Here is a 26450-nt window from a genome sequence, read left to right as displayed (position 1 = left end):
TGCGCTCGCCCCGCAGCCCGCGAAGCGGTCAGCCTGCGAACTGCTGTGGCTGGGAGTGCGGTTTGTGCGGCCGTCAGCCTGCGGACTGCTGTGACTGGGAGTGCGGTGGCTTGTGGTTCGCGTGGGTGCGCTTGTCCGGCTGCCTGGCTACGCCGATTGCCCGTGACCGGTGTGGTCAGCGGGCCATCGGTGGGGTGGTTTTGCTGGGCTGTGGGTGTCCCCTGGCGTCATCCCCTGGAGCGGACTCCCAGCAGGACGTCCTCCCAGGACGGGACGATCGGGTGGTTCTTCTTGCGCTTCGCGGAGGGCTGGTCTTCGGCCAGTTCTCCGTCGACCACGATCGGCTCGTCCACCACCGGGCGCTCCTCGCGGACGAGGATCTCCGGCTCGGCCAGGGGCCTGCCGTCGACGTCCAGGGCGGCGCGGGCCAGGTGGGTCACGGCGCGCAGGCTGCGCACCCGGTTCGGGTTGGGGTCCATCAGGTCCACGGCTGCGTCGTCCAGCGCGGTGACGGTGCCGCCGTGCGCGCCGGGGTGGAAGGCCCAGTGCGCGCGGTTGTCCGAGCGACCGGCCGTCCAGTGCAGTTGGACGACCCAGCGACCGTCCTCGCCGCGCCAGGAGTCCCAGCTGACGTCCACGTACTCCTGGCCGCGCAGGCCGAACGAGTGCGCGACGACCTCGCCGAGGGTCTGCACGTCCGGGCCGTCCTCGCGGACCGGGTGGGCGCGCTGGGCCAGGTCGGCGATGCGGGAGCGCTCCAGCAGCACCGGGTAGGCGAAGCGCTCGACCCGGTGCGCGGGGATGCCCGCGATGGCGGCGACCTGGTCGACGGACTCACCGGCGCGGATGCGCGCCTGGATCTCGCGGGGCCGCATCTGGCTCTCGGTCTCGACCTCGATCTGGCCGAGTCTGGTGAGATCGCCGCGCGCGGCTGCGCGCAGGCGCTCGTCGGCGGGCAGCACGAAGCGCTCGCCGCGTTCGGGGTCCTCAAGGACGATCGACTTGCCGTCCTCGTCGAGCCCGACCACTCGCAGCGTTCGCATCATGGCCTCCCGGTTGCCATTCACCTCGCCGTGTACCGACGGTAGTCCGGCGCGCCGCCTTGACGCGGGAGGCTCGCCGTGCCGACCGTATGTCTTCACGCGATCTTCCCGCATGTCGTCGGTCGACGCACGCGTGTTACCGCAAGGTTCACCTCGCCAGGGTCCGGGAAGATCCCTGGCGAGGTACCCGTCACTCTGCGCGTCGAAACGGCGGTTTTCTCAGAGCTGGCCGACCACCCAGTCGACCGCCTTGGTGAGGGTGGAGACGTCCTCCGGCTCGACGGCCGGGAACATGGCGACGCGCAGCTGGTTGCGGCCGAGCTTGCGGTACGGCTCCACGTCCACGATCCCGTTGGCGCGCAGCACCTTCGCCACGACCGAGGCGTCGACCTCGTCGGCGAAGTCGACGGTGCCGACGACCTGCGAGCGGTGCGCCGGGTCGGCCACGTACGGCGAGGTGTACGAGGTCTGCTCGGCCCAGGAGTACAGCCGCGACGAGGAGTCGGCGGTCCGGGAGACCGCCCAGTCGAGGCCGCCGTTGCCGTTCAGCCACTTCAGCTGCTCGTTGAGCAGGAACAGCGTCGCCACGGACGGGGTGTTGTAGGTCTGGTCCTTGGTGGAGTTGTCCAGCGCCGTGGTGAGCGACAGGAACTCCGGGACCCAGCGGCCGGAGGCGCCGATCTCGCGGACGCGGTCGAGCGCGGCCGGGGACATCAGGGACAGCCACAGGCCGCCGTCCGAGGCGAAGCACTTCTGCGGCGCGAAGTAGTAGACGTCGAAGTCCTCGGCCTTGACGGGCAGGCCGCCCGCGCCGGAGGTGGCGTCGATCGCGACGAGCGCGCCGTCCGAGCCCGCCGGGCGCGACACCGGGACGGCCACGCCGGTGGAGGTCTCGTTGTGCGCCCAGCCGACCAGGTCGACGCCCTCGGCGAAGGTGATCTCGGGGGCGGTGCCGGGCTCGGACTTCACCACGACCGGCTCGCCGAGGAACGGGGCGTCCTTGGTGACCTTGGCGAACTTCGAGGAGAACTCGCCGTAGGTGAAGTGCTGCGAGCGCTCGCGCACCAGGCCGAACGCGGCGGCGTCCCAGAAGGCGGTGGTGCCGCCGTTGCCCAGGACGACCTCGTAGCCCTCGGGGAGGGAGAACAGCGCGCGCAGACCGGAGCGGACCTCGCCGACGAGGGACTTCACCGGCTTCTGCCGGTGGGAGGTCCCCATCAGGTCAGCGCCCTCGGCGGCCAGGGCGCGCAGCGCCTCGGGCCGGACCTTGGACGGGCCGCAGCCGAACCTGCCGTCGGACGGCTTCAGGTCGGCGGGCAGGACCAGTGAGGTCGGGTCGGCGGTCTGGGTCATCTCGACGCCTCCGGGGGGTAGAGAACCTGACCGGCCACGTTGCCGGGGCCCCAGTGTTGCAGCAAGGTTCCTCGCAGATCACCAGAGGGTGTCCCCGGTCACGCCCGGCGAGGTGGTATAGGACACCGGCCAGAGTGGACGATCGTCGGGCTTGTGGCGACTCGGGGACGGGTTTCCCCGCGAGCGCGCCAGGCACACCTCCCGATTTCCGGAACAGCTCTCAGTGCCCCAGCAGCCCCAGGCGCATGGCGGTGGTGACGGCGGCGGTGCGGTCGGAGACGTCGAGCTTCGAGAACACCCGGAGCAGGTGCGTCTTCACGGTCGCCTCGCCGATGAACAGCTGCCTGCCGATCTCCGCGTTGGACAGGCCGCGCCCCACCAGCCGCAGCACCTCGACCTCGCGCGGGGACAGCGCCGGGGTGCGGCGGACCAGCCTGCCCGCCACCGACGGGGCCAGCACGGTCTCGCCGCGCGCGGCGGCGCGGACGGCGGCCACCAGGTCCTCGGGGGACGCGTCCTTGAGCAGGTAGCCGACCGCGCCCGCCTCCACGGCGCGCAGGATGTCCGCGTCGGTCTCGTAGGTGGTCAGCACGACCACCCTGGACAGCGCGCCGATGCGGGCGGTGGCCTCGACGCCGTCGCCGCCGGGCATCCGCAGGTCCATGAGCACGACGTCCGGCGGGTCGGCGCGGACCAGGCGCACCGCCTCGTCGCCGGAGGCGGCCTCGCCGACCACCTCCAGGTCGGCGGCGGGGGCGAGCATCCCGCGCACGCCCTGCCGCACCACCGGGTGGTCGTCGACCAGCAGCACCCGGATCACCGGGCCCCCGGCCGCTCGTGGATCGCTCACCCGCGCCTCCCCGTCCGTGTCGAGCACCGCACGACTCCCCCGCTCACCTGGGCGCCTCGGCGACCAGCACCGCGCCGTCCTCGTCGAAGCGGGTCAGCGTCCCGCCGACCTGCTCCAGCCTGGCCCGCATCCCGCGCAGGCCGAACCCCTCCGGCGCGCCCCGGTAGCCCGGACCGTCGTCGCGCACGGTCAACCGGACCGAGTCCGGCAGCACGTCCAGCTCCACGCGCACGCGGGCGGCGTGCCTGCGGGCGTTGGTGAGCGCCTCCTGCGCGGCGCGCAGCAGCACCACCTCGACCGCGCGCGGCACGTCCCCCGCGCCGCGCTCGGCGAACTCGGCCCGGACGCCGAAGTCCGCCACCCGCTCCACCTGCCTGCGCAGCGCGTCGGCCAGCGTGCCCTCCAGGGCGGCGGGCGCGAGCGCCGCCACCAGTGCCCGCGACTCGGCCAGGTTCTCCCGCGCGGTGCGCAGCGCCAGGTCCAGGTGGTCGTCGGCGCGGGCCGGGTCGGCGCGGGCCGCCTGGACCAGGGTCACGATGCTGGTGAAGCCCTGCGCCAGGGTGTCGTGGATCTCCGCCGACAGCCGCTCCCGCTCGGCGGCGACGCCCGCCTCGTGCGAGAGCTCGGCGATGACGAGGTTCCGCTCGGCCAGCGTGCGGATCACCCAGCCGAACAGCTGGGAGAACAGCGCGGTCGGGAGCAGCACCAGCAGCATCGCCGTCGGGTCGCCGGTCCTGGCCCACGCGAACAGCCACGGCGGCGCCACGAACGCGAGCATCACCCAGAAGGCGGGGCGCAGCGGGATGCGCCGGTACACCTCGGGCAACACCGCGAACAGCAGGAACGTCGTCCCCGGCGACAGCCACATCGCGGTCATCGTGAGCGCGTGCAACCCGGTCAGGTAGAGCTGCCGCGGTTGGAGCAGCACCCACGCGGCGATCAGCCCGAGCACCGCGAACACCGCCCAGCGCGGTCCGGTGGCGGTGTCCGAGAGGAGCGCGCCGCAGACCGCGACGAGCAGCCCGGCCCCGGTGATCAGCCCCCACTTCGCCCGTTCGTCCACCGGAACGAGGCCGCGCACAGCACCAAGCCCGCGACGCACCAGCCCAGCAGCACCAGCGCGATCCTCCCGTGCTCCCACGACCCCGCCACCTCCACGACCGCCGCCCCCTCGGGCAGCAGCACCGAGCGGAAACCCTGCGCGACCCACTTGAGCGGGAACAGCGAGCCGAGCACGACCATCCACTGCGGCAGGACCGAGATGCTGATGAAAACACCCGACACGAACTGGAGCCCCACGTAGGGCAGGTTCAGCACGGTCGGGGCGGAGCGGGCCGAGCCCGCGACGGAGCTGACGGCGATGCCCAGCAGCGCGCAGGAGACCGTGCCGAGCACGAACACCCAGGTGAGGGTGAACCAGCGGGCCGGGTCGGTCGGCAGGTCGACGTCGAACACGAGCACGCCCGTGAGCAGCACCAGCACCGCCTCGGCGAGGCTGAGCGCCAGGACCATGACGATCTTGCCGATGAAGTAGGAGGCGAGCGGCAGCGGGGTGCCGTGCAGGCGCTTGAGGGTGCCGTTCTCGCGGTCCTGGGCGATGCCGGCGCCGAGGGTGATGAACGTGGTGGAGATGATGCCCGCGCCGAGCATCCCGGCGGTGAACTCCTGCTCCTGGGTGAAGTCCGCGCCGGACGGGGTCATCCCGGAGAAGATCGAGCCGAGCAGCAGGAGCAGGAACACCGGCAGGGCGAAGGTGAAGAGGAACCCGGCGGTGTTGCGGAAGAACTGGCGCAGCTCCAGGCCGCCCCGCGCGAGTCCGAGCGCTGCGGTCCTCACGCGATCAGCTCCAGGTAGACGTCTTCGAGGGTGGGGCGGGTGACGGTCAGGTCGGCGACCGGGCCGAGGGCGTTCAGCTCGACGACGAGCGCGACCGGGTCGGTGGTGGCTCGGTTCTGCTGGACGCCGTCCGGGTCGACCCAGGTGACCAGGGCCTTCGCCCGGTCCCTCCCGCCGACGGTGGCGGGGGTGCCCTCGGCGACGAGCCTGCCGCCCGCGATGACGGCGAGGCGGTCGGCGAGCGCCTCCACCTCGTCGAGGTAGTGGGTGGTGAGCAGGATCGTGGCCCCCTCGCGGGCGAGGTCGCGGACCAGGCCCCAGAACTGCCTGCGGGCCTCGGGGTCGAAGCCGGTGGTGGGCTCGTCCAGGAACAGCACGCGGGGGCGGCCGATGATGCCGAGGGCGACGTCGAGCCTGCGGCGCTGCCCGCCGGACAGCCTGCCCGCGCGGGTGCGGGCCTTGTCGGCGAGGCCGACGAGGGCGACGACCTCGTCCGGGTCGCGCGGGTCCGGGTAGTAGCGGGCGTGGTGGCGGACGGCCTCGGCGACGGTGATGTCGGTCAGGTCGTTGGCGGCCTGCTGGACGACGCCGATGCCCGCGCGCCACGAGCGGGGCGCGGTGGCCGGGTCGGCGCCGAGGACGGACACCTCGCCGCCGGTGCGGGGGCGCAGGCCCTCCAGGATCTCGACGGTGGTGCTCTTGCCCGCGCCGTTGGGTCCGAGGAGGGCGAACACCTCGCCCTCGGCGACGTCGAGGTCGACGCCCCGCACGGCCTCGAAGTCCCCGTAGGACTTGCGCAGGCCGCGCACGCTGATCGCTGCTGTCATGCCGGGAATGCTGTCGCAGCGGGAGGGGGCGGCGGGACGTGCGTCCGGTGGACAGCGGTTGTCCACCGGACGGTGGACACGGGCCGAAGACCGCCCTTTCGGGGGTCCCCGGGTTGGGCTACCGTGACGCCCACCCCGGCCCCGCGCGTCACGCGATCTCGTTCCAGCCCTCGACCGACTCGACCGAGCGCGCCTCCGGACCGATGTACGCCGCCGACGGGCGCACCAGCCTGCCGGTGCGCTTCTGCTCCAGGATGTGCGCCGACCAGCCCGCGGTCCTGGCGCAGGTGAACATCGCGGGCATGATCGCGGGCGGCACCTCGGCGAAGTCCAGGACCACCGCGGCCCAGAACTCCACGTTCGTCTCGATCGCCCGGTCCGGCCTGCGCTCGCGCAGCTCCGCCAGCGCGGCCTGCTCCAGCGCCGCCGCCGCCTCGTACCGGGGCGCGCCCAGCTCCTTGCAGGTGCGGCGCAGCACGCGGGCCCTCGGGTCCTCGGCCCGGTAGACCCGGTGCCCGAAGCCCATCAGCCGCTCGCCCCGGTCGAGCACGCCGCGCACGTAGCCGCGCGCGTCGCCCTTGCGCTCCACCGCCTCGATCATCGGCAGCACCCGCGCGGGCGCGCCGCCGTGCAGCGGGCCGGACATCGCGCCGATCGCGCCGGACATGGCGGCGGCCACGTCCGCGCCGGTGGAGGCGATCACCCTGGCGGTGAACGTGGAGGCGTTCAGGCCGTGCTCGGCGGCCGACACCCAGTAGGCGTCCAGGGCCCTGACGTGCGCCGGGTCCGGCTCGCCGCGCCAGCGGGTGAGGAACCGGTCGGTGATGGTCGCGCACCGGTCGACCCGGTGCTGCGGCACGGCGGGCCTGCCGGTGCCGCGCGCGGACTGCGCCACGTACGACAGCGCCATCACCGAGGCCCGCGCGAGCTGGTCGCGAGCCTCCTGCTCGGGGATGTCCAGCAGCGGCTGGAACCCCCAGATCGGGGCGACCATGGCCAGCGCCGCCTGCACGTCCACCCGCACGTCCCCGGTGTGCACCGGGATGGGGAACGGCTCGGCGGGCGCCAGGCCCGCCCCGAAGGCGCCGTCGACCAGCAGCGCCCACACGTCGCCGAAGGTGACCCGACCGGCCAGCTCCTCGATGTCGACGCCCCGGTACCGCAGGGCGCCGCCGTCGCGGTCCGGCTCGGCGATCTCGGTGCGGAAGGCGACGACGCCCTCCAGTCCTGGCTTGAACCCGTCCTGCTCCGCCTGCTGCACCACGCTGTGCGCTCCTAACGCCGTGAAGAGCTGCCCAAGAGGTTGTCCGAACCCTGCCGCCGCTCACCCCTACTGGCAATCACAGCCGGAGGTGTCGTCCGTCACCCTCCGGCCGGGCGGACGGCGCGCCCCCGAAGCGATCCCGAAGCGGCCGGGGCGCGCGGAGATCGTTAAGTCCGGGTTTCCACCCGCTCACCCGCTGCTACCGAGCCGCGACCCGTGGTAGACCTCGGTGATGCACCTGACGCCGCACGAGCGGGACAAGCTCCTGGTCCACGTGGCGGCCGACGTCGCGCGCCGGAGGCTGGAGCGCGGGGTCGCGCTGAACCACCCCGAGTCGGTCGCGCTGATCACCTCGCACGTGCTGGAGGGCGCCCGCGACGGGCGGACGGTCGGCGAGCTGATGGCGAGCGGGCGGCACGTGCTGACCAGGGAGCAGGTCATGGACGGCGTGCCCGAGATGATCGACTCGGTGCAGGTGGAGGCGACCTTCCCGGACGGCACCAAGCTGGTGACCGTGCACGACCCGATCAGCTGACCCGCCGCGCGGGCCGAGGTCCGCGCCCCCTCAGCCAACACCAGCGAGGAGCGCGCCCGTGCGACCAGGCGAGATCATCCCCGGCGAGGAGCCGGTCGAGCTGAACCCCGGCCGCCCGAGGACGGCGCTGGTGGTGGTCAACGGCGGCGACCGGCCGGTGCAGGTCGGGTCGCACTACCACTTCGCGGCGGTCAACCCCGGCCTGCTGTTCGACCGCGACGCGGCCTGGGGCAAGCGGCTGGACGTCCCGGCGGGCACGGCGGTGCGGTTCGAGCCGGGCGTGGAGCGCGAGGTGGTGCTGGTGCCGCTGGCGGGCCGCCGGGTCGTGCCCGGCCTGCGCCCCGAGCACGCCGGGGAGCTGGACCGGTGACCCGCGTGGACCGCGAGCGGTACGCGGAGCTGCTCGGCCCCACCACCGGCGACCGGGTGCGGCTGGCCGACACCGACCTGCTGATCACGGTGACCGACGACCTGTGCCGGGGCGCGGGCGCGGGCGACGAGGTGATCTTCGGCGGTGGCAAGGTGATCCGCGAGTCCATGGGCCAGGGGGTGGCGACCCGCGCGGAGGGCGCGCCGGACCTGGTGATCACCGGCGCGGTGGTGCTGGACCACTGGGGCGTGGTGAAGGCCGACGTGGGCGTGCGGGACGGCCGGATCACCGCGATCGGCAAGGCGGGCAACCCGGACGTGATGGACGGGGTGCACCCGGACCTGGTGATCGGCCCGTCCACGGAGGTGCTGTCCGGCAACGGGAAGATCCTCACGGCGGGCGGGGTCGACTGCCACGTGCACTTCATCTGCCCGCAGATCGTGGACACCGCGCTGGCGTCCGGGCTGACCACGCTGATCGGCGGCGGCACGGGGCCCGCCGAGGGCACCAAGGCCACCACGGTCACGCCCGGCGCGTGGAACCTCGGCCGGATGCTGGCCGCGATGGACCACATGCCGGTCAACGTCCTGCTGCTGGGCAAGGGGAACACCGCCCGCGAGGACGCGCTGCGCGAGCAGCTGCTCGGCGGCGCGGGCGGGTTCAAGCTGCACGAGGACTGGGGCACCACGCCGGTCGCGATCGACACCGCGCTGCGGATCGCCGACGAGTCCGGGGTGCAGGTGGCGATCCACACGGACACGTTGAACGAGGCCGGGTTCCTGGAGTCCACCCTGGACGCCATCGCGGGCCGGTCGATCAACGCCTACCACTCGGAGGGCGCGGGCGGCGGGCACGCGCCGGACATCATCCAGGTGGTGTCCGAGCCGAACGTGCTGCCGTCGTCGACGAACCCGACCCGGCCGCACACGGTGAACACGCTCGAGGAGCACCTCGACATGCTCATGGTCTGCCACCACCTGAACCCGTCGGTGCCCGAGGACCTGGCGTTCGCGGAGAGCCGCATCCGGCCGACCACGATCGCGGCCGAGGACGTGCTGCACGACCTGGGCGCGATCTCGATGATCAGCTCGGACTCGCAGGCCATGGGCCGGGTCGGTGAGGTGATCATGCGGACCTGGCAGACCGCGCACGTGATGCACGGCCGCCGCGGCGAGCTGGCGGAGAACCTGCGGGCGCGGCGGTACGTCGCCAAGTACACGATCAACCCGGCGATCGCGCACGGCATCGACCACGAGGTCGGGTCGGTGGAGGCGGGCAAGCTCGCGGACCTGGTGCTGTGGGAGCCGAGGTTCTTCGGGGTGCGGCCGTCGGTGGTGCTCAAGGGCGGGTTCATCGCGTGGGCGGCGATGGGGGACGCGAACGCCTCGATCCCGACGCCGCAGCCGGTGCTGGCGCGGCCGATGTTCGGCGCGCACGCGGCGGCCCGGAGCAGCGTGCACTTCGTGTCGCAGCAGGCGGTGGACGCGGACCTGGCGGACCTGCTGCGGCTGTCCCGGCCGCTGGTGCCGGTGCGCGGCACGCGGGCGGTGGGCAAGGCGGACATGGTGCTCAACGACGCGCTGCCGCACGTGCGGGTGGACCCGGACAGCTTCGCGGTGACCGTCGACGGGGAGCTGGTCGAGCCGGAGCCGGTGGGGCGGTTGCCGATGGCGCAGCGGTACTTCCTGTTCTGACCACCCGGCCCGGTTCCGCGGTTGGCCGCGGACGGCGCGTGGCGCAACGGGTTGGGCTCGCGGGCCCGGTCGGGGCAGGGCTTTTCGGCGCAGGAGAGGAGCGGGCGGGTGGAGCTGGCCGCGCTGCTGCTGGTGGACTCGCGCTTCCCCGGAGGCGGGCACGCGCACTCCGGCGGGCTGGAGGAGGCGGTGTCGCGTCGGCTGGTGGTCGACGAGGCGACGCTGCGCGGGTTCCTGGTGGGCAGGCTGCGCACGGCGGGCGCGCTCGCCGCGGTGTTCGCCGCCGCCGCGGCCCGTGCGCCGGACCTGACGGCCCTGCTGGAGCTGGACGTCGAGCTGGACGCCCGCACGCCGTCCCCCGCGCAGCGCAGGGCCTCCCGCGCGCAGGGCAGGGGGATCGCCCGCGCGGCGCGGCGGGCGTGGCCGTCGCAGCGGCTGGAGGAGCTGCTGCGCGCCGAACCGCGCCCGCACCACCCGGTGCTCACCGGGCTGCTGGTGGGCGACCCCGGCGACGCGGCGCGGGTCATCGCCTACCAGTCGGTGACCGGCCCGGCGACGGCCGCGATCCGGCTGCTCGGCCTGGACCCGTTCGGCGTCAACGCCGTGCTCGCGGGTCTCGCGGACGACCTCGGCGCGGTGGTCGCGGACGCCGTGGCGCGCGCCGCCGACCCGCCCGCCGAGCTGCCCGCGCCCGGCTCGACCGGCCTCGACCTCATGGCCGAGGCGCACGACCGCCACCACCAGGAAGAGGTGCGTCTCTTTGTCAGCTGACCACGGGCACGGCCACGGCCACGCCCACCCGGTGAACTTCGACCCGACCGACGCGGGACGCGACCCGCACGAGCACGAGGCCCCCGGCGCCCGCAGGGCGGTGCGCATCGGCATCGGCGGCCCGGTGGGCAGCGGCAAGACCGCGCTGACCGCCGCGCTGTGCCGGGCGCTCGGCGGGCGGGTCGACCTGGCCGTGGTGACCAACGACATCTACACCACCGAGGACGCCGACTTCCTGCGCAGGGCGGGCGTGCTGCCAACCGAGCGGATCGAGGCGGTGCAGACCGGGGCGTGCCCGCACACCGCGATCCGGGACGACATCACCGCGAACCTGGACGCGGTGGAGGAGCTGGAGCAGCGGTTCCCCGGACTGGAGCTGGTGATCATCGAGAGCGGCGGGGACAACCTGACGGCGGTGTTCAGCCGGGGGCTGGCCGACGCGCAGGTGTTCGTGGTGGACGTGGCGGGCGGCGACAAGGTGCCGCGCAAGGGCGGGCCGGGGGTGACCACCGCGGACCTGCTGGTGATCAACAAGACCGACCTGGCCCCGCTCGTGGGCGCCGACCTCGGTGTCATGACGGCCGACGCCCACCGGATGCGCGGGGAGCTGCCGGTGATCGCCCAATCGCTGGTCGAGACGCCGGACGCCCCCGCGGTGGCGGAGTGGGTGCTGGGTCAGCTGCGCACGCTGGCCACGGTGAGGTGAGAGCCGACGCGGGCGTCGGCGCACCCGTGCTCGTCGTCGAGCGGCAGGTAGAGGGGCTCGGTCTCGTCCGGCGGGAACACCCGGACGCCCCACACCGGCACGGGGTGGCAGACCTCGGGGTCGAAGTTGCCGACCCGGACGAAGCCGACGTCCGCCGTGGCCGCGGCGCCGCGCGGCAGCACGAGCACCGGGCCGGGGCCGCCGACCCGCTCGGCGGCGGGGCCGACCTGGTCGCCCCGCTGGTCCACGTAGGACACGCCGGGGAACCCGCGCAGCGCGCACGGGCGCAGCCCCCGGTTGACCAGGGTGATCTCGCGGTAGGTGGTGCCCGCCGCGCCCTGCACCTCGCCGAAGCGGATGTCGAGCCCGGCGGAGCGGCAGGTGGGGGCCGAGGCCGCCGCCGCGACCGGTGCCGGGGAGGCGCCCGCCGAGGCCGAGGCGCCCGCCGAGGCCCCTGCGGCCAGGATCGCGGCCGTGGCGACGAGTGCGGTGGTGGTTCTGCTCATGGCTGTTTCCCCCTGGATTCGTGGACAGCTTCCAGACCGGTAACAGGGACGTCATATAAGGGGTCGAGGTTGCCCTCGTGAAGGCATTCGCGCGGCTGGTCGCGGAAAGAAACCCGAATGGCCGCACGGTGATCCGCGAAATGCGGTCTGCGACGCCGTTGACGCTGGTCCCGGCGCGCGGCGCGCGTTCGGACGCGCACGCGCTGGTGCATCTGGTCAGTTCGATCACCGCGCCGCTCGGGGGCGACGACCTCGAATTGCGGATAACCGTGGGACCGGGCGCGGCGCTCGTGCTGCGCGGGGTCGCCGCGACGGTGGCGCTTCCGGGGCACCGGCCGGGCGGCAGCCGGTCGCGGGTGCTGCTGGAGGTGGCGGAGGGCGGCAGCGTCGAGCACCTGCCGGAGCCGACCGTGGTGACCGCGCGCGCCGACCACGAGGCGGTGCTGGAGGCGGAGCTGGCCGAGGGCGCGCGGCTGCGGGCGCGGGAGGTGCTCGTGCTGGGGCGGCTCGGCGAGCGGCCGGGCAGGCTCACCACGACCACGTCGGTGCGGCGCGGCGGACCGCTGCTGCGGCAGTCGCTCGCGGTCGGGGACGACCGGGGCGGACCGGACACAGTGGACAGCAGCCCCGCCGGGCTCGCGGGCCGGAGGGTGGTCGGCGCGGAGGTGCTGTGCTGGGGCGAGGATCCGCCGGGACCGGTGTCGGGCGACTGGTGGTCGCTGGTGCCGCTGGCGCGCGGCGGGAGCCTGGCGACCGCGTTGGGGGACACCGTGATCGAGGTCGAACGCGCTCTCACCGGAGCGTGTGACAGCCATCCCGGTTCGAGTGAGCTGCTGACTCGATCTCGTTCACGATTCCGTGCACAGGGTCACACGCTCCGTGTCCGTTCTCACCGTCCGGGCGGTTCCGCGCAGGACCGATAAGTCGTACGGTCGCGGGATCACCCGAGCTGAGAGCATTCGCTCATTGGGAGGTCGAGATGTCGGAAGCCACGACCAGCATCACGCTGCCGGCTATGCGAGTGTCCTACGAGCGGAGCGCGCTGGGCGAGGGCGACCTGGCCGCCACCTGGCACGAGCAACTGCAGCTGTGGCTGGACGAGGCGACCGACGCGGGCCTGCTGGAGCCCAACGCGATGGTGCTGGCCACCGCCGACCCGAGCGGGAGGCCGTCGTCGCGGACCGTGCTGGCGAAGGGCCTGGACGAGCGCGGCCTCGTGTTCTTCACCAACTACACCTCGGCCAAGTCGCACGACCTGATGGCCACCCGCTACGCCTCCACCACGTTCCCCTGGTACGGCCTGCAGCGCCAGGCGCACGTGCGGGGCACCGTGGAGAAGGTCAGCCACGCGGAGACCACCGAGTACTGGGAGAGCCGCCCGAGGGGTTCCCAGCTGGGCGCCTGGGCCTCGCCGCAGTCACGGGTGGTGACCGGCAGGCCCACCCTGGAGTCCGCGCTCAACAAGGTCGAGCGCCAGTTCACCGACACCGAGCGCGTCCCGGTGCCGCCGCACTGGGGAGGCTGGCGCATCCGGCCCGAGGAGGTCGAGTTCTGGCAGGGCCGCCAGGACCGGATGCACGACCGGCTGCGCTTCCGCCTGGGCCGGGACGGCTGGGAGACCGAGCGCGTGGCCCCCTGACCCCGGCGGGGCCGGCAACGCCGCCGGCCCCACCCCACCGGTCCCACGATTCCCGCTCTCGGGTTCGCCCCTTTTTCCGGCTTTTCCGGCTTTTCCGCCCGGACTTCCGCTCAGCGGTCCTCCCGGCGACGCGCCGGCCGGTCACCCGGAATTCCTCCGGCCACCGAGCTTTCCCCTTCCGGCTTTCCCGCTTCCGCTGGGCGGGTTTCCCCCGGCGCTTTCCCGCAGCGACTTCCGGCCGCCGTTCGACCACCGCCGTCAGGGCGCCGTCATCCGGCCATGGAGCGCTCCAGCACCACCGAGCCGCACCGCACCGCCTGCCGGTCCACCCGGTTCGCCAGCACCTCCACCTCGGGCAGCTCGTCGCCGGGCGCGATGAGGCAGGCGTACGAGGCGTTCTCCGGCCGGGCCCCGTGGTCGAAGCCCATGACGAACACGTCGGCCTCCACCGGCCGCCCGCTCTCCACCCCGGACAGGTCCCGCCAGCTCCCGGTCCGCCGCTCCACGCCGGAGAAGTGCCCGGTCGTCATCGGCACGTACGTGACGCTGCCGTGGTCCGCGAGCCGCTGGTCGATCGTGGTGACCACCGGTCCGACCGCGTCCGGCGCGGTGATGCCCGCGCCCAGCGCCACGACCGCGTCGGCGAAGCAGAACCACGCCTTCCAGCCCTCGGTGAACCCCTCCACGCCCGCCAGCCGCAGCGCGGCGACGCCGTTCTCCCCGTCCGTCCACCCGATCGCCTCGCCGCCGCCGCGCGGCTGGTCGGGCCGGGGCCGCAGCGACCGCCCCTGCTCGGCGGTGACGCCCGGCAGCCGCGCCCAGTCCCACACCGGCAGCACCGAGCGGTAGCCGTCCTCGGCCTGGTCGCCCAGGCGCAGCGCGGCGACCCCGTCGCCGAGGTGGCGGCCCAGCAGGTTCTCCCCGTTCAGGCACTCGGTGGGCACCGTCCGGCCCGAGGACATCCGCACCGACAGCGACCAGCCGGGTCTGCGGTGCACCAGGTAGTCGGACCTGGGGTACCAGCGGGTGCCGACCAGCGGCGCGCCGTGGCCCGCGAGGCGGTCGTCGAACGCGGTCAGCTCCGCGCCGCGCGGCGGGTCGCACTCCAGCAGGCGCAGCACGGCGGTGCGCAGGTCGGCGGTGCGGTGGTGGGCGTCGGCGCGGGCGATCTCGCGCCCCATGGTGGTGAAGTCGAAGCCGCCGCCGTGCACGGCCCACTGCTGGCCGTCCACCAGGAAGTCCGCGAGCAGGCGCACCTCGGCGGCGCCGAACGCCCACGGCGTGCCGTGCACCGCGCGCACCCACAGGGCGAGGTCGGCGACCAGCGAGGCGCCGTAGCCGCCGGAGTACAGCTGGGGTCCGTGCTGGTGGAAGCTCAGGTCCTCCTGGATGCCCTCGCCGTCGCCGGTGCGCAGCACCTCGGACATGCGGGCGACCGCGCGGCGGACCAGCTCCGGGTCGTCCTCGACGAGCCCCCGGCGCAGCTCGATCCCCTGCGCCCACACCAGGTTCTGCCCGGTCATCGGCACCGGACCGGCCTGCTCGGCGAGCCAGGTGCCCCAGGTGGCGCGCTGGGCGCGGTCGAGGTCGGCGCCGAGGAGCGCGTCGCCGACGAGGCGGGGCGCGCCGATCTCGTTGTACCACCAGTTGTCGCTGCGGGGAGCCAGCCTGCGCCACGCCTCGAGCGCCTTGAGTCGCTGGCCGTCGGGCAGCGACAGGGCGCGGCGGAGGTGCTCCAGCGGCGGGAAGTCGGCGGCGGCGTGGTCGGCGTAGTCGATGTCGGCCCAGGTGCCGTCGGGCAGCGGGGGGAGGCCGGGTCCGGGTTGGTGCGGCGGGCGCAGGCGGGCCCGGACGACGTCGAGGTCGCTCATGCGCCCCAGTCTGGTGGTGAGCGCCGTGACGTACGGGTGAATGTCGCGTTAGTTGTCGTACGCTAACCACCGTGAGGCGTTTGCTGGGGAAGGTCGCGATCGACACCAGGCCGCTGGGAATCCCGGCCTACCGCAGGTTGTGGGTGTCGACCATCGTCACCGCCGTGGGCAGTCAGCTGACCGCGGTCGCGGTGCCCAAGCAGGTGTACGACATCACCGGGTCGTCGGCCTGGGTGGGCGTCGCGGCGGGCGTGGCGCTGGTGCCGCTGCTGGTGTTCGGCCTGTACGGCGGCGCCGTGGCCGACGTGGTCGACCGGCGGAAGCTGCTGCTGGTGACCAACACGGGCATCGCGGTGACGTCGGTGCTGCTGTGGGCGCAGGCGGCCGTCGGGGCGTCGTCGGCGTGGCCGGTGATCCTGCTCCTGGGCCTGCAACAGGTGTTCTTCGCCGCGAACGCGCCCGCGCGCACCGCGTCGATCGCCAGGTTGGTGCCGCCGGAGATGATCCCGGCGGCGACGTCGCTGGGCGCGACCGTGATGACGTTCGGCGGCGTGTTCGGCCCGATGGCGGCAGGCGCCCTGATGCCCGTGCTCGGCCTGCCGACCCTGTACCTGATCGACGCCGTGGCCCTGACCGCGACGATCTGGGCCGTCTGGAAGCTCCCCCCGCTGCCACCCCTGAACGCCCCGTCCCGCCGGGCGGGCCTGCGCGACGTGGTCGACGGCTTCAGGTACCTGGCCGTGCAGAAGGTCCTGCTGGCGTCGTTCCTGCTGGACATCATCGCGATGGTCTTCGGGATGCCGAGGGCGCTGTTCCCGGAGATGGCGGAGCAGACCTTCGGAGACCCGCCGGGCGGCGGCTGGGCGCTGGGCTGGCTGTTCGCGGCGATGCCCCTGGGCGGCCTGCTGTGCGGACTGCTGTCGGGGTGGACGTCGAGGATCAGCAGGCACGGCGCGGGCGTGGTCCTGGCGGTGATCGCGTGGGGCCTGTTCATGGTCGGCTTCGGCCTGTCGAACGCCCTGTGGCTCGCCGTGCTGTTCCTGGCCCTGGGCGGCGCGGCCGACATCGTGAGCATGGTGTTCCGCAACGCGATCCTGCAAACCGCGGCGAGCGACGACATGCGCGGCCGGATGCAGGGCGTCTTCATCGTCGTGGTGGCAGGCGGCCCCCGCCTGGCCGACCTGGCGCACGGCACGACAGGCGCCCTGATCGGCCCAGGCCCGGCGTCAGCGGTGGGCGGCGTCCTAGTGGTGATCGCGACGGTCGCCGCAGCCTTCCTGATCCCGACCGTGTGGCGCTACCGCTTCACCCCGGAGCCGTTGGGGGGCGGGGTGAAGGGGTGAGCGGTCAGCGGGGGCGGGTGGCCAGCAGGTCGGGGCACGCGCTGTTGTCCGCGATGTAGGTCCGCAGCGCGGGGTTGATCAGTCCGGCGAGGGCGAGCACGCGGTCGTGCCGGTCCGGCAGGTCCAGGTTGGTCAGCGACTCGTGGTGCGCGACGCGGTTGCGCAGGTGGTGCAACTTCTCGACGTGCTGGTCGACGCTGGGCCGCGCGGTGCCCGGCACGAAAGCGCGGTGCAGGTGGGGCACCCACAGCGGCTGGTGCTGCCGCCGGCTCGTCAAGTACCGCCAGAAGCCGAAGCTCAGCTCGGCGATGACCTTGTCGGGATCGACCGGGGCTGCGGGCGCGCGCGGGGAACGGGCTTGCCGGATCGCATGCTCGACCTGCTCGCGGGACTTCCCGTTGTCGTCGACGGGGTTGCCGTTCACGGTTCTCAACTGCGGCGGGAAGAACCGCTGCGACTGGAAAACCCAATGCCGCTCACCAGGACGGACACCCCGGCGCAGCGCCCGGTCGTAGGCGTTGCGCAACCCGACTTCGAGGTGGGCGAGGTCGTGCTGGAACGCTGCGGAGATCCTGGCGTTCCACTCGTACAACTCGACCGCGAGCGAGCGGTCCCGGTTCGCGGCCCGGAGGTACACCTCGAACCTCGGGGCGGAGAGCCAGTCCTCGATCCAACCACCCGCGCCAACCTCGGTCATCGACTTCTCTCACCACAAAGAGCTCACGAATCGACCCATCTCGGCTCGTCAATCGTGATACTGTGATACTCGAATAGCCCCGGATGACCCCTGACCTTCGCGGTCATGTCGCCGGGGCTTTGATCTTGATTGGGCTGTTCAGCCCATCGGACGGCTGCCATCCTACGGTGATCTTCAAGCCGAACGCCGCCATCACGCGGGCGTGTCACCCCACCAACCACCGCGTGAACCACTCCCGCGTCCGCTCCAGCAGATCAACCTGCTGCTCCACCCCCTCGATCACGTGCCCCTCCCCCTCGTACACCACCAGCTCGTGCTCAACCCCGTGCTCCACCAGCGCGTCCCGCAACAACTCCGCCTGCGACACCGGCACGTTCACGTCCTCAGCCCCGTGCACCAGCAGCACCGGCGCCCGGATCCCCGCCGCCCGCGCCACCGGGTCGTGGTCCTCCGCCTCCCCGCAGGCCAACGCGGCGTCAAAAGCCCCCCACTCCCCCTCCGCCCCCTGCCGCCCCCAGTCGCTCACGCCCGCCCCCACCAGCGCCGCCGCGAACCGGTCCGTCGTCGCCACCGCCCAGGCCGCCAAGGACCCCCCGTGGCTCCACCCGGCTATCCCCACCCGCTCCGGGTCGGCCACCCCCAACCCCCCCACGTGGTCCAGCAGCGCCAGCACGTCCGTCAGCTCCTCGTGCCCCACCCGCCCCGCCACCGCCGCGGCGAACTCGTGCCCCCGCCCGGCCCCACCCCTCGGGTTGGGCAGCAGCGCGGCGAACCCCGCGTGCGCCAACCACTGGGCCGACGGGTGCCAGTCCAGCGCGAACCCGTCCGCGTGCCGGTCGTACGGCCCCCCGTGCGGCAGCACCACCAGCGGGAAGGGCCCGTCCAACTCCCCCCGCCCCGGCGGCAGCACCAGCAGCCCGTCCAGCTCCACCCCGTCCGGCGCCGAGCACGACAGCCGCAGCCGCTCCCCCCAGCGGATCCCGCGCAGCTCCGGCCTGCTGTCGCTGACCCGGCTGAGCTCCCCGCCCACCGGCCCCGAGCACACGTCCGGCGGCGCGTCCCCCCGGCTCACCACCGCCGCCACGACCTCGCCGGTCCCGTCCGCGGCCAGCCGCTCCACCCGCGCCTCGTGCCTGGCCAGCAGCGTCAACCCGGCCTCGCCAAGCCGGTGGATCTCGGTGTCCAACCCGGCCGCGACCAGCACCAGCGGCGCCCCGCGCTCGACCTGCACCAGCTCCAGCGGGCACGCCGCCAGCCCCGCCGTCCGGTTGACGTGCCCGGCGATCGCCCCGCTCTCCGGGACCTCCGCGTCGAACACCGCCATCCCGGCCTGCAACCCCGGCGGCGTCAGCGCCAGGTGCGCCAGCCGCCACCGGTCGCCCGAGCGCCACCACGCGGGCGACCGCGCCCCCGCGGCCACCGGCCCCAGGTCGCGCACCCCCAGGTCGACCAGGTCCACCAGGTGCACCCGTGGCCGCAACAACCCTGGGTCATACCCCGGCCCCTCCCCGGTCAGCCCCGCCAGCGGCCCGCCGTCCGGGCGCTGCGCCGCCTCCGCGACGTGCCGCTCCCCCAGGTCCACCGCCCGCGACACCCCGCTCACCGGGTCGAGCAGGCTGAGCCGCGCCGCCCCGCCGGGCCCCGGCACGGCCAGCGCCACCTCGCCGGACGCCAGCGGCAGGTGCCACCGCACCCCCTCCGGCAGGTCGGCCAGCACCCGCGCGGGCCCGCTGGCCCCGACCGCGCACAGCTGCCCGCCCACCCGGAACACCAGCTCAGCGGGCTCGCCGCACCAGCGCAGCCCCTCCGGCCGCTCCTCGGCCCCGTCGCCGACCCCTCGGGCCGCGAACACGACCGACCGGCCGTCCGGCGAGACCGCGGGTCCACCGACCCGCAGCCCGGACACCACCAGCTCCGCAGTCAGCTCCACCGCACCCGTCCTAGAGCAGCGCCGCCAGCAACGCCACCCAGGCGGCGACCACCCCGACCACCACGCCGTAGGACACCCACCGCCACACCGGGACCTTCCGCCCCAGCCACACCGACGGCGAGATGCCCCCGACCACCAGCGCGTTCGCCAGCACGGCCAGCCACCCGCTGGTCTCGTTGAGCCCGAGCGACAGCGACACCACGGTCACCGCGACCACGGCCGCCGTGAACACCGTGACGGTCAGCCCGGTGCCCCACGGGGTCGGCTCGTCCACCACCGAGGCGTGCTGCCCGACGCCGGGGACCGCCGACAGCCCGGTGGCCGTCGAGGTCGCCGCGTGCCTGCCCCGTCCCCGCCGCGACTCGTGGGACTCCCCGGACCCGGACGACTCCCACGACTCCCCGGACCCCGACGACTCCAGCGACCCCGGCGACTCCCCAGGCTCCCGCGCCCCCTCCTCCGGGGGCGGCGCCTCCACCCGCTGGGACTCGCCCGTCACCGGATCGGTGAACTCCACCGAGGTGCCCATGTCCGCCGCCAGCCGGACGGCCAGCTGCCGCCCGCGCCGCGTCACCAGCTCCCCGGCGGGCGCCTCGGAGGCGCTGTCCGCCCGGAGCACGGCCTCGGCGACCTTCGCCCACTCGTGCAGCGCGTCGGCCAGTCCCGCGCCGAGCGGCAGGGAGCGCGGGTCGACCTCGCGCTCCTCGGCCCCGTCGTGCCCGGCGAGCACGGCCCTGCCTTCCTGGACCCGCAGTTCCACGAAAGCGCCTCCTTCAGCTCGACGGGGAGAACGTAGCGCGTTCAGGCGATCGCGTAGAAGGCGACAGCGGCGGCGGTGGCCACGTTCAGCGAGTCGACCCCCGGCGACATGGGGATGCGCACCGCCACGTCGGCCGCGCCGATCGCCTCCTCGGTGAGCCCCGGCCCCTCCGAGCCGAGCAGCACGGCGACCCGCCGCCCGCGCAGCCCGGCGTCCGGCAGCTCGACCGAGCCCACCCTCGGGGTGAGCGCGGCGACGACGAATCCCTTGTCCTGCAACAACTTCAGCCCACCCGGCCAGTCGTCCACCGCGGCGAACGGCACCCGCAGCACGTGCCCCATCGACACCCGGACGCTGCGCCGGTACAGCGGGTCGCTGCACCCCGGCCCCAGCACCACCCCGTCGATGCCGAGCGCGGCGGCGTTGCGGAACAGCGCACCCAGGTTCTCGTGGTCGCCGACGCCCTCCAGCACGGCCAGCCGCCGCCCGGCGGCCAGCTCCTCCAGCGAAGGCTGCGGCGCGCGGTCGGCGGCGGCCAGCACGCCCCGGTTGAGGTGGAAGCCCACCACCCGCGCCATCACGTCGGCCGAGGTCACGTAGGCGGGCGCGGGCAGCTCGCCCAGCGCCTCCACCCGCCGCCGCACGCCGAGCACCGCGCGCACCGGGTACGGGGACGCCAGCAGCCGCTCCACCACCACGACGCCCTCGGCGATGACCAGGCCGCGCCCACCCGGCCGGTCGGGGCGGCGGTCAGCGGTCGACAGGTCCCGGAAGTCGTCCAGCCGGGGGTCGTCCGGGTCGTCGATCTCGATCACCTCGGCCACCCGGACAGTCTCGCACTGCGCGTGTCGCTCGTAGTCCAGAGGGCGGAATCGCAAGCCTGTAACCTGCATATTCTCGCTCATTGTTACCGCCATGTGACAGAGAGCACCGATTTGGGCGCTGGCAGGTTCCGGGGTGCTGTGTCACGGTTGGGCCTCCTTGAGCCCGCCGTGAAGCCCGAGCGAAGGGGAGGCGGCATGGGTAGGGACGTGTCCACTCGGACGTTCACCGGAGAAGACCGCAGGCACTACCGCGAGCGGGTCCAGCGCTGCCTGGACGCGCTGGGCACGATGCTCGCCGAGGACTGCTTCTCGTTCCCCCGCCAGCAGATGGGCCTGGAGATCGAGCTGAACCTGGCCGACCGCGCCGGGCTGCCCGCGATGCGCAACGCCGAGGTCCTGGAGAAGATCGACGACCCGGCGTTCACCCTGGAGCTGGGCCAGCACAACCTGGAGCTGAACGTCCCCCCGCGCGAGCTGGCCGGTGACCACACCCTGGGCCTGGAGCGGGACCTGCGGGCGCTGCTCGGCGTCGCGGACGCCAAGGCGCAGGACGCGGGGGCGAGCCTGGTGATGATCGGGGTGCTGCCGACGCTGCGCCCCGAGCACTTCGACCGCCGCTGGCTCTCGCACAACCCGCGCTACTCGCTGCTCAACGACCAGATCGTCGCCGCGCGGGGCGAGGAGCTGGTGCTGTCGCTGGAGGGCGCGCCGCTGCCGGGGCGGGACGCGGAGCGGCTGCTCAGCCGCAGCGAGTCGATCCTGCCGGAGGCGGCCTGCACGTCGGTGCAGCTGCACCTGCAGGTCGCGCCGGAGGACTTCGCGGCGCACTGGAACGCCGCGCAGTGCCTGGCGGGCGTGCAGGTGGCGATCGCGGCGAACTCGCCGTTCCTGCTGGGCAGGGCGCTGTGGCACGAGACCCGCATCCCGCTGTTCCAGCAGGCCACCGACACCCGGCCGCAGGAGCTGCAGAACCAGGGCGTGCGGCCGAGGGTGTGGTTCGGGGAGCGGTGGATCACCTCGATCTTCGACCTGTTCGAGGAGAACGTCCGCTACTTCCCCGCGCTGCTGCCGGAGACCGGCGACGAGGACCCGGTGGACGTGCTCGGCTCCGGCGGCACGCCGAGGATGACGGAGCTGCGGCTGCACAACGGCACGGTGTGGCGGTGGAACCGGCCGGTGTACGACGTGGTGGCCGGGGTGCCGCACCTGCGGATCGAGAACCGGGTGCTGCCCGCGGGCCCGACCGTGCTGGACACGCTCGCGAACGCGGCGTTCTTCTACGGCGCGCAGCGGGCGCTGTCCTCGATGGAGCGTCCGCTGTGGACCCAGATGTCGTTCCAGGCGGCGGAGGAGAACCTCTACGCGGGCGCCAGGCACGGCATGAACGCCCAGCTGTACTGGCCCGGCATCGGCTGGGTCCCGCCCGACGAGCTGGTGCTGCGCCGCCTCCTCCCGCTGGCCCACGAGGGGCTGCGCGACTGCGGGGTGTCCGACGAGGCGCGGGAGCGCTACCTCGGCGTGATCGAGGCGCGCTGCCTGGCCGGGCGGACGGGGGCGTTGTGGCAGCGGGAGGTCGTCGCCGGGCTGGAGGAGCGCGGCGCGGGCCGCGAGGGGGCGCTGGCCGGGATGCTGGCCAGGTACGTGGAGCGGATGCACGAGGGGGAGCCGGTGCACACCTGGTCGGTGTGATCGCCGGGCCCCACCGGGATCGCCGTCGCGCCTAGCGGCGGCGGCCCGCCTTCAGCGGGGCGACGTCGGCCCCGTCGTGCGAGCTGCGGCAGTCGTCGGGGGTGACCGCCTCGACCGCGAGGGTCAGCATCCCCTTCACCCCGGTGTAGATCGACTCGCCGCGCGAGGCCAGCGAGACGTGCACCCGGTGCGAGTCGGAGAAGTCGCGCTCGTCCTTCGCGCGCTTCTTGCCGCTCTCCTCGGGCTTGGTGGCGCTGCGGAGGTTGACCTCCAGCCAGGCGGCGACCTCGGTCGGCGTGGTGAGCACCTCCTCGGGCGCGCGCTCCAGGCGTTCGGCGCGCGGTGAGGCGCTGTCGAGCGAGGTGTGCTCGACGTAGGCGTGCCAGTGCGTGTTGCGCATCGACCACGTCTGCTCTACCGGCCAGTCCTCCTCGGTGCCCATTGCCTCATCTTGCCAGGCTCCGGACGTCGAGCGCGTGGTCCACCCCGACCGACGTGGCCAGACGGCGGTCGTGGGTGATCAGCAGCACGGTCCCGGCGTACTCGGCGAGCGCCTGCTCCAGCTGCTCGATCGCGGCGAGGTCGAGGTGGTTGGTCGGCTCGTCCAGCACCAGGCAGGTGGTGCCCCTGGCCTGCAGGAGCGCGAGGGCGGCCCTGGTGCGCTCGCCGGGCGAGAGGGTCCCGGCGGGCCGGAGCACGACGTCCGCGCCGACCCGGAACTTGGCCAGCAGCGTCCTGGCCTCGGCCTCGGCCAGCCCGGTGGCCGCCACGACCACGTCCAGCACCGGGGTGGACCCGCTGAACGCGCCGCGCACCTGGTCGATCTCGCCGACCACCACGCTGCCCTCGGACCGCTCCCCCGCGTCCAGCGGGACGCGGCCGAGGATCGCCCCGAGCAGGGTGGACTTGCCGGAGCCGTTGGGGCCGGTGAGGCGCCAGCGCTCGCCGGCGCCGATGGTCAGGTCGACCGGGCCGAGGGTGACGTCCCCGCGCGAGACGACCGCGCCGCGCAGGGTGAACGCGACCCGGCTGCCGCCGCTCGCGGCGGGCAGGGTGAGCCGCAGCTCCCACGGCTTGCGGGGCTCCTCGACCTCCTCCAGCCGCTCCAGCGCGCGGTCGGCCGCGGCGCCCTTGCCCGCGGTGTTCTCCGCGCCCTGCTTGGCGAAGAACTTGATGAACTTGTCGCGCTCGTCGGACTTGGCGTTGCGCCGCACGCCCGCGCGGGACCACTCCTTGGCGGTGCGGGCGCGGCGGGTCAGGGCGTCCTTCTTCGCCGCGTACTCGTCGTAGTCCTCCTGGGCGCGCCGGGCGGCGGTCTCGCGCTCGGCGAGGTAGGCGTCCCAGCCGCCGCCGAAGACGGTCAGCCCGTGGGTGAACTCGTCCAGCTCGGCCACGGCGGTGGTGGTGCGGGACAGGAACTCCCGGTCGTGGCTGACCAGGACGACGGCCGCGCGCGTGCCGAGCACGTGCGCCTCCAGCAGTTCGAGGCCGTCCGCGTCCAGGTCGTTGGTGGGCTCGTCGAGCAGCAGCACGTCGGCGCGCACGAGCAGCACCGAGGCGAGCCGCAGCCGGGCGGACTGGCCGCCGGACAGCTCGCCGGAGCCGCGCGCGTCGAGCAGGTCGGCGGGCAGCCCGAGCCGCTGGCACACCGCGTCGGCGCGCTCGGCGAAGTCGCCCGCGCCGACGGCGGTCCAGCGGTCGAAGGCCGCCGCGTAGGCGTCCTCGGCTCCGGGCGCGCCCTCGGCGAGGGCCTGCGCGGCGCGCTCGAACGCGGCCTCGGCGTCGGCGACGCCGGTGCGGCGGGCCAAGTGGTCGCGCAGCGACTCGCCCGGCTCGACCGCGGTCTCCTGGGTGAGGTGGGCCACGGGCCCGGAGGCGGTGACCGTTCCCCGCTCGGGCGTCAGCTCGCCCGCGAGCACCTTCAGCAGCGTGGACTTGCCGACCCCGTTGGGGGCGACCAGCCCTACGCGCTCGCCTGCTGGAACATCGAGATCAACCTCCGAGAGCACGGTCCTCGGACCGAACGACAGCGACAGGTTCCTTGCTGCCAGAGCGGACACGCCACCGATGCTGTCAGGCCGTCCCACGATCCGCACCCGAGTTTCCCCGCCGCGCTATTGCCAGTAGGTTGCAAGTACTAGAGACTTGCAACGAGGAGCGCGCATGGCCCAGTACGTGTTGCCGGACCTGGACTACGACTACGGCGACCTGCAGCCGGCGATCATCGGCGAGATCAACGAGCTGCACCACAGCAAGCACCACGCCGCGTACGTCAAGGGCGCCAACGACACCCTGGAGCAGATCGACGAGGCCAGGGACAAGAGCGCGTTCGGCTCGATCGTGGGGCTGGAGACGACGCTGGCGTTCCACCTGGCCGGGCACGCGCTGCACCAGGTGTGGTGGAAGAACCTGAGCCCGAACGGCGGCGACAAGCCGACCGGCGAGCTGGCCGCCGCGATCGACGAGCACTTCGGCTCGTTCGACGGCCTGCGCGCGCAGCTGAACGCCGCCGCGAGCAGCATCCAGGGCTCCGGCTGGGGAATCCTGGCCTGGGAGCCGGTGGGGCAGCGGCTGATCACGCAGCAGCTGAAGGACCACCACTCCAACCTGTCGATCGCCACCACGCCGCTGCTGGTGTTCGACATCTGGGAGCACGCGTACTACCTCCAGTACCGCAACCTGAAGGCCGACTACATCGGCGCGCTCTGGAACATCGTGAACTGGGACGACGTGAACGCCCGGTTCGAGGCGGCCCGCGCGGGCCAGAACGGCCTGCTGCTGCCGACGCGGTAGCCAGAGGCCCTCGAGCTCAGCGCGACGGGTGCTCCGACAGGCTCCCCGGCACTGGAGGTCCGGTGGTGGATGCTCCGACAAGCCCCCACGACCGGAACGACGAGGCCCCGCCCCCGGTGGTACGACCGGGGTGCGGGGCCTCGTCTGTTCCCGAACTGACTGCCGCTCCCACCACGAAGCGACGTGCTTAGGTTAGCCTAACTTCACTGCTTTGGGAAGAGGTGTCCCCCATCCGGTTCGCCCGCGCCAGGACGAGCGCCCCCAGCCCCGCCGCCAGCACCGACACCGCACCACCCAGCACCAGCGGCGCGCGGGCGTCGAACCGGTCAGCCACCCACCCGGTGAGCAGCCCGCTCAGCGGCGCGCTCCCCATGAACACCGTCATGTAAACGCCCATCACCCGCCCCCGCATCCCGGGCGCCACGGCGAGCTGCACGGTCGAGTTCGCGGTGGTCGTGAACGTCATCATCGCCGCGCCGACCGGGATCAGCGCGAGCGCGGCCGTGAGCACCGTCGGCATCAGCCCGGACAGCAGCTCCAGCACCCCGAACGCCGCCGCGCCGCCCACCAGCAGCCGGGGACCGGGCGCGGACCGCCGGGCCGCCATCGCCGCGCCCGCCAGCGTGCCCACCGCCATGGTCGTGGTGAGCAGCCCGTACGCGTCGGCGTCGCCGTCGAAGGTGTCGCTGGCCAGCAGCGCCAGCGACACGTGGAAGTTCAGCCCGAACACGCCCACCAGGAACACCACGAGCATCACCGCGACCAGGTCCGGCCTGCCGCGCAGGTAGCGCAGCCCCTCGGCGAGCTGTCCCCCGGCCTTGGCCACCGGCGCGCCCCGGTGCAGCTCGGCGGCCCGCATCAGCGCCAGCCCGGCCAGCACGCCCGCGAAGCTCGCCGCGCGGATCAGGAAGATCCAGCCGGTGCCGACCACCACGATCAGCCCGCCCGCCGCCGCGGGGCCGATCATCCGGGCGGCGTTGAACGTCATCGAGTTGAGCGCGACCGCGTTCGCGACCTGCTCGCGGCCGACCATCTCCACCGCGAACGACTGCCGCACCGGGGCCTCCACGGCGGACAGCACGCCACCCGCCAGGCACAGCGAATACACGTGCCACAGCTGCGCGACCCCGGACAGGTCGACCAGGCCGA

26 protein-coding genes are annotated in these 26450 nt (G+C 73.7%); 10 read left to right on the top strand and 16 right to left on the bottom strand.

The features are described 5' to 3' along the window. Positions 1-227: 227 nt before the first annotated feature. The 7 genes from sepH to ACTUAL_RS19735 all read right to left on the bottom strand — a co-directional run bounded on the left by sepH (position 228) and on the right by ACTUAL_RS19735 (position 7173). Entirely contained in the window at positions 228-1043 is an 816-nt protein-coding gene (sepH, locus tag ACTUAL_RS19765) for a septation protein SepH (protein WP_096497567.1), read from the bottom strand. A gap of 219 nt (positions 1044-1262) precedes the next feature. Next, entirely contained in the window at positions 1263-2396 is a 1134-nt protein-coding gene (gene serC / locus ACTUAL_RS19760) for a phosphoserine transaminase (RefSeq protein ID WP_096491345.1), read from the bottom strand. 220 nt (positions 2397-2616) lie between these two features. Next, a complete protein-coding gene (locus ACTUAL_RS19755; protein ID WP_440901285.1) occupies positions 2617-3216 on the bottom strand; it encodes a response regulator transcription factor in 600 nt (199 codons plus the stop codon). Positions 3217-3289: 73 nt separating this feature from the next. Beyond that, positions 3290-4309, bottom strand: coding sequence for a sensor histidine kinase (locus tag ACTUAL_RS19750; protein ID WP_440901284.1), 1020 nt, complete (start codon positions 4307-4309; stop codon positions 3290-3292). Beyond that, entirely contained in the window at positions 4282-5082 is an 801-nt protein-coding gene (locus ACTUAL_RS19745; protein WP_096491344.1) for an ABC transporter permease, read from the bottom strand. The genes ACTUAL_RS19750 and ACTUAL_RS19745 overlap by 28 nt, the downstream gene beginning before the upstream one ends. Beyond that, on the bottom strand, positions 5079-5909 hold the full coding sequence (locus ACTUAL_RS19740) for an ABC transporter ATP-binding protein (protein WP_096491343.1): 831 nt from the start codon (positions 5907-5909) through the stop codon (positions 5079-5081). Before ACTUAL_RS19740 ends, ACTUAL_RS19745 begins: the two co-directional genes overlap by 4 nt. A 148-nt stretch (positions 5910-6057) precedes the next feature. Next, positions 6058-7173 carry a citrate synthase 2 gene (locus ACTUAL_RS19735; protein WP_096491342.1) on the bottom strand — a complete coding sequence of 372 codons (1116 nt, stop codon included), beginning with the start codon at positions 7171-7173 and terminating at the stop codon, positions 6058-6060. 232 nt (positions 7174-7405) lie between these two features. Between ACTUAL_RS19735 and ACTUAL_RS19730 the strand changes: the two genes are divergently transcribed. From ACTUAL_RS19730 to ureG, 5 genes are all read left to right on the top strand, one after another. Continuing rightward, the gene (locus ACTUAL_RS19730; RefSeq protein ID WP_012783138.1) at positions 7406-7708 is read left to right on the top strand and encodes an urease subunit gamma; all 303 of its coding nucleotides are present in this window, start codon (positions 7406-7408) and stop codon (positions 7706-7708) included. 58 nt (positions 7709-7766) lie between these two features. Continuing rightward, the gene (locus ACTUAL_RS19725; RefSeq protein ID WP_440901283.1) at positions 7767-8078 is read left to right on the top strand and encodes an urease subunit beta; all 312 of its coding nucleotides are present in this window, start codon (positions 7767-7769) and stop codon (positions 8076-8078) included. Continuing rightward, positions 8075-9772, top strand: coding sequence for an urease subunit alpha (locus tag ACTUAL_RS19720; protein WP_096491340.1), 1698 nt, complete (start codon positions 8075-8077; stop codon positions 9770-9772). The genes ACTUAL_RS19725 and ACTUAL_RS19720 overlap by 4 nt, the downstream gene beginning before the upstream one ends. A gap of 108 nt (positions 9773-9880) precedes the next feature. Then, positions 9881-10543 carry an urease accessory protein UreF gene (locus tag ACTUAL_RS19715; protein WP_440901282.1) on the top strand — a complete coding sequence of 221 codons (663 nt, stop codon included), beginning with the start codon at positions 9881-9883 and terminating at the stop codon, positions 10541-10543. After that, positions 10533-11249 (top strand): urease accessory protein UreG, encoded by a 717-nt coding sequence (gene ureG, locus ACTUAL_RS19710; protein WP_096491338.1) that lies wholly within the window; start codon positions 10533-10535, stop codon positions 11247-11249. The genes ACTUAL_RS19715 and ureG overlap by 11 nt, the downstream gene beginning before the upstream one ends. Here the strand turns inward: ureG and ACTUAL_RS19705 are convergent. Beyond that, positions 11219-11755 (bottom strand): DUF4232 domain-containing protein, encoded by a 537-nt coding sequence (locus tag ACTUAL_RS19705; RefSeq protein WP_096491337.1) that lies wholly within the window; start codon positions 11753-11755, stop codon positions 11219-11221. The two genes, ureG and ACTUAL_RS19705, sit on opposite strands and share 31 nt — an antisense overlap. A 77-nt stretch (positions 11756-11832) precedes the next feature. Here ACTUAL_RS19705 and ACTUAL_RS19700 point away from each other — a divergent pair, with 77 nt between their 5' ends. Both ACTUAL_RS19700 and pdxH read left to right on the top strand, forming a co-directional pair. Next, a complete protein-coding gene (locus ACTUAL_RS19700; RefSeq protein ID WP_440901281.1) occupies positions 11833-12678 on the top strand; it encodes an urease accessory protein UreD in 846 nt (281 codons plus the stop codon). 56 nt (positions 12679-12734) lie between these two features. Beyond that, positions 12735-13394, top strand: coding sequence for a pyridoxamine 5'-phosphate oxidase (gene pdxH / locus ACTUAL_RS19695; protein WP_096491335.1), 660 nt, complete (start codon positions 12735-12737; stop codon positions 13392-13394). Between the two features lie 269 nt (positions 13395-13663). On the opposite strand, the gene ACTUAL_RS19690 is transcribed toward pdxH, so the two are convergent. After that, the gene (locus ACTUAL_RS19690; protein ID WP_440901280.1) at positions 13664-15265 is read right to left on the bottom strand and encodes a polysaccharide lyase family 8 super-sandwich domain-containing protein; all 1602 of its coding nucleotides are present in this window, start codon (positions 15263-15265) and stop codon (positions 13664-13666) included. 71 nt (positions 15266-15336) lie between these two features. Between ACTUAL_RS19690 and ACTUAL_RS19685 the strand changes: the two genes are divergently transcribed. After that, positions 15337-16608, top strand: coding sequence for an MFS transporter (locus ACTUAL_RS19685; protein WP_440901279.1), 1272 nt, complete (start codon positions 15337-15339; stop codon positions 16606-16608). Positions 16609-16612: 4 nt separating this feature from the next. On the opposite strand, the gene ACTUAL_RS19680 is transcribed toward ACTUAL_RS19685, so the two are convergent. From ACTUAL_RS19680 to ACTUAL_RS19665, 4 genes are all read right to left on the bottom strand, one after another. Then, complete coding sequence (locus tag ACTUAL_RS19680; RefSeq protein ID WP_440901278.1) at positions 16613-17305, bottom strand: hypothetical protein; 693 nt, start codon at positions 17303-17305, stop codon at positions 16613-16615. A gap of 205 nt (positions 17306-17510) precedes the next feature. Next, a complete protein-coding gene (locus tag ACTUAL_RS19675; protein ID WP_440901277.1) occupies positions 17511-19235 on the bottom strand; it encodes an alpha/beta hydrolase family protein in 1725 nt (574 codons plus the stop codon). A 10-nt stretch (positions 19236-19245) separates the two neighbouring features. Next, a complete protein-coding gene (locus ACTUAL_RS19670; RefSeq protein WP_440901276.1) occupies positions 19246-19995 on the bottom strand; it encodes a DUF2537 domain-containing protein in 750 nt (249 codons plus the stop codon). 41 nt (positions 19996-20036) lie between these two features. Next, positions 20037-20819, bottom strand: a complete 783-nt coding sequence (locus tag ACTUAL_RS19665) for a TrmH family RNA methyltransferase (RefSeq protein ID WP_096491331.1) — start codon at positions 20817-20819, stop codon at positions 20037-20039. A gap of 195 nt (positions 20820-21014) precedes the next feature. Here ACTUAL_RS19665 and ACTUAL_RS19660 point away from each other — a divergent pair, with 195 nt between their 5' ends. Beyond that, positions 21015-22508 (top strand): glutamate-cysteine ligase family protein, encoded by a 1494-nt coding sequence (locus ACTUAL_RS19660; protein WP_440901275.1) that lies wholly within the window; start codon positions 21015-21017, stop codon positions 22506-22508. A 31-nt stretch (positions 22509-22539) separates the two neighbouring features. On the opposite strand, the gene ACTUAL_RS19655 is transcribed toward ACTUAL_RS19660, so the two are convergent. Further along, the gene (locus ACTUAL_RS19655) at positions 22540-22950 is read right to left on the bottom strand and encodes a hypothetical protein (protein WP_096491329.1); all 411 of its coding nucleotides are present in this window, start codon (positions 22948-22950) and stop codon (positions 22540-22542) included. 4 nt (positions 22951-22954) lie between these two features. After that, positions 22955-24568 (bottom strand): ABC-F family ATP-binding cassette domain-containing protein, encoded by a 1614-nt coding sequence (locus tag ACTUAL_RS19650; protein WP_440901274.1) that lies wholly within the window; start codon positions 24566-24568, stop codon positions 22955-22957. A 103-nt stretch (positions 24569-24671) separates the two neighbouring features. Here ACTUAL_RS19650 and ACTUAL_RS19645 point away from each other — a divergent pair, with 103 nt between their 5' ends. Beyond that, entirely contained in the window at positions 24672-25301 is a 630-nt protein-coding gene (locus ACTUAL_RS19645) for a superoxide dismutase (RefSeq protein ID WP_096491328.1), read from the top strand. 187 nt (positions 25302-25488) lie between these two features. Here ACTUAL_RS19645 and ACTUAL_RS19640 read toward each other — a convergent pair. Beyond that, positions 25489-26450 (bottom strand): MFS transporter (locus ACTUAL_RS19640; protein WP_440901273.1); only part of this gene is annotated, 962 nt, incomplete at its 5' end.

The organism is Actinosynnema sp. (genome assembly GCF_052038725.1).
Note: the sequence above shows the minus strand (reverse complement) of the source record. Positions and strands in the feature narration are given on the sequence as shown.

Coding starts and splice junctions, on each gene's coding strand:
- ACTUAL_RS19680 (WP_440901278.1), bottom strand. CDS start 17,305: ATGACCGAGGTTGGCGCGGGTGGTTGGATCGAGGACTGGCTCTCCGCC.
- pdxH (WP_096491335.1), top strand. CDS start 12,735: ATGTCGGAAGCCACGACCAGCATCACGCTGCCGGCTATGCGAGTGTCC.
- ACTUAL_RS19740 (WP_096491343.1), bottom strand. CDS start 5,909: ATGACAGCAGCGATCAGCGTGCGCGGCCTGCGCAAGTCCTACGGGGAC.
- serC (WP_096491345.1), bottom strand. CDS start 2,396: ATGACCCAGACCGCCGACCCGACCTCACTGGTCCTGCCCGCCGACCTG.
- sepH (WP_096497567.1), bottom strand. CDS start 1,043: ATGCGAACGCTGCGAGTGGTCGGGCTCGACGAGGACGGCAAGTCGATC.
- ACTUAL_RS19660 (WP_440901275.1), top strand. CDS start 21,015: ATGGGTAGGGACGTGTCCACTCGGACGTTCACCGGAGAAGACCGCAGG.
- ACTUAL_RS19730 (WP_012783138.1), top strand. CDS start 7,406: ATGCACCTGACGCCGCACGAGCGGGACAAGCTCCTGGTCCACGTGGCG.
- ACTUAL_RS19690 (WP_440901280.1), bottom strand. CDS start 15,265: ATGAGCGACCTCGACGTCGTCCGGGCCCGCCTGCGCCCGCCGCACCAA.
- ACTUAL_RS19705 (WP_096491337.1), bottom strand. CDS start 11,755: ATGAGCAGAACCACCACCGCACTCGTCGCCACGGCCGCGATCCTGGCC.
- ACTUAL_RS19655 (WP_096491329.1), bottom strand. CDS start 22,950: ATGGGCACCGAGGAGGACTGGCCGGTAGAGCAGACGTGGTCGATGCGC.
- ACTUAL_RS19645 (WP_096491328.1), top strand. CDS start 24,672: ATGGCCCAGTACGTGTTGCCGGACCTGGACTACGACTACGGCGACCTG.